The organism is Methylocystis suflitae (genome assembly GCF_024448135.1).
In the GTDB taxonomy this organism is placed as follows: domain Bacteria; phylum Pseudomonadota; class Alphaproteobacteria; order Rhizobiales; family Beijerinckiaceae; genus Methylocystis; species Methylocystis suflitae.
Genome location: NZ_JAMRYX010000028.1, coordinates 1 through 1,305, shown reverse-complemented (window position 1 = coordinate 1,305; position 1,305 = coordinate 1). Strand labels below are relative to the sequence as shown.

General features: G+C 59.0%; 1 protein-coding gene and 1 pseudogene. One reads left to right on the top strand and one right to left on the bottom strand.

Going from position 1 to position 1,305, the window contains the following annotated elements; all coding sequences use genetic code 11:
- Nucleotides 1-38: 38 nt before the first annotated feature.
- Nucleotides 39-826 (top strand): annotated as a pseudogene (locus tag NEI07_RS19675) (ISAs1 family transposase); the annotation flags it as partial.
- A 264-nt stretch (nt 827-1,090) separates the two neighbouring features.
- Here NEI07_RS19675 and NEI07_RS02235 read toward each other — a convergent pair.
- A partial coding sequence (locus NEI07_RS02235; RefSeq protein ID WP_256032414.1) for a hypothetical protein occupies nt 1,091-1,305 on the bottom strand: 215 nt, incomplete at its 5' end.

The window sequence follows — 1,305 nt, the reverse complement described above, 5'->3', positions numbered from 1 at the left end:
TGGTTAACGCCTGTTAACGGATTGGCGAAGGCGTGATTCGCACCGAAGACAAGGCACCGCTGCATCTCGTCTCCGCCTTCGCCACGACGAGCCGCCTCGTGCTCGGCGGTGGAGGGAAAGCCGGCTCGCCGAAAACGACGGGCTTCAAAGGCGCCTCGTCTCCATCGACGCGATCGCCACTAACGCCAGGATTGCGCAGAAGATAAGGACGCGGTCGCCGACTGTCTGCTCGCGGTCAAGGCCAACCAGCCGAGCTTGCGCGCCGAAGTCGAGAGCGCTTTCGCCGCACCGGGCAAGATTGAGATCGATGTCGAGCAGGACAAGGGCCAACCGCCGCATCGAGATCCGCGATGTCGGCGCGCGCCGTTTTCTCAGGGGGCTGCGTCTGCCGCACGCCGCGACGATCATCCTATCGCGCGCCGAGCTTTGCGGCCGCTGCCGCTTCGAGACGCGCTATTACATCTCCTCGGCGGCGCTCTCGACGAAGGCCGCAAGAGGCCGTTCGCGGCCACTGGTCCATCGAAAACCAGCTTTATTGGGTGCTCGACGTCGTCTTCACCGACGACCAGTCCCGCCTGCACAAGGGCCACGGCGAGAAAAACATGGGCGTCGTCAGAGGCACTTCGCGATCAATCTGGTCAGGAGCGCCGAGCCCGAGAGGCCACCACCGAGGAAGCCGCAGCGCAACGCGAAGAAACCAAGGCGAACCAGCATCAAACTGCGCAGAAAAATCACCGACTGGAGCCAGAGCTACCTCGCAACTGCGCCAGGAGCCATTCTCCGTTACCCGGATTCGGAGCCCTGCGGACGAGCGGCTGGGCATTGACGGCGCGAAGGAGGAAGGCTAGGAGTTTTCGAAAATAAGCTCTAAATGAGGCCAAAGCTAACGCTACACGGTGGGCGCAACGTCAATGTCCTCTCGCCCGATTAACAACAGACGCGGTTTAGTAGTAGTAGGAATATTCATATGTTGGACGCTTGGCGTGGGGCCGTCAGATCCTGGAAGATTTGCATTTTTTGGTTGATATTCGCCGTCGGACCTATTCTAGGGTTATTTTTTTTCGCCGATCCTCACCCTCTAGGCTCTGGTCTAGACTATCGCGTATTGTTCGACCTCGTCGCACTTTTTAGTGCCCAGGCTTTTCTTGCCGAGGCGATAGGACTTCGCGCAAATGCGCAGAGAATTTCGTTTCCACGCAGGCTGTTCCCGCATCTGGGCTTCCCGACGCTGTGGCGTAGGCGAATAGCTTTGAAAGACATTTCGCGAGCAGATTCGCTCGATGAGCGAACTGTTCGTTTGTTCCT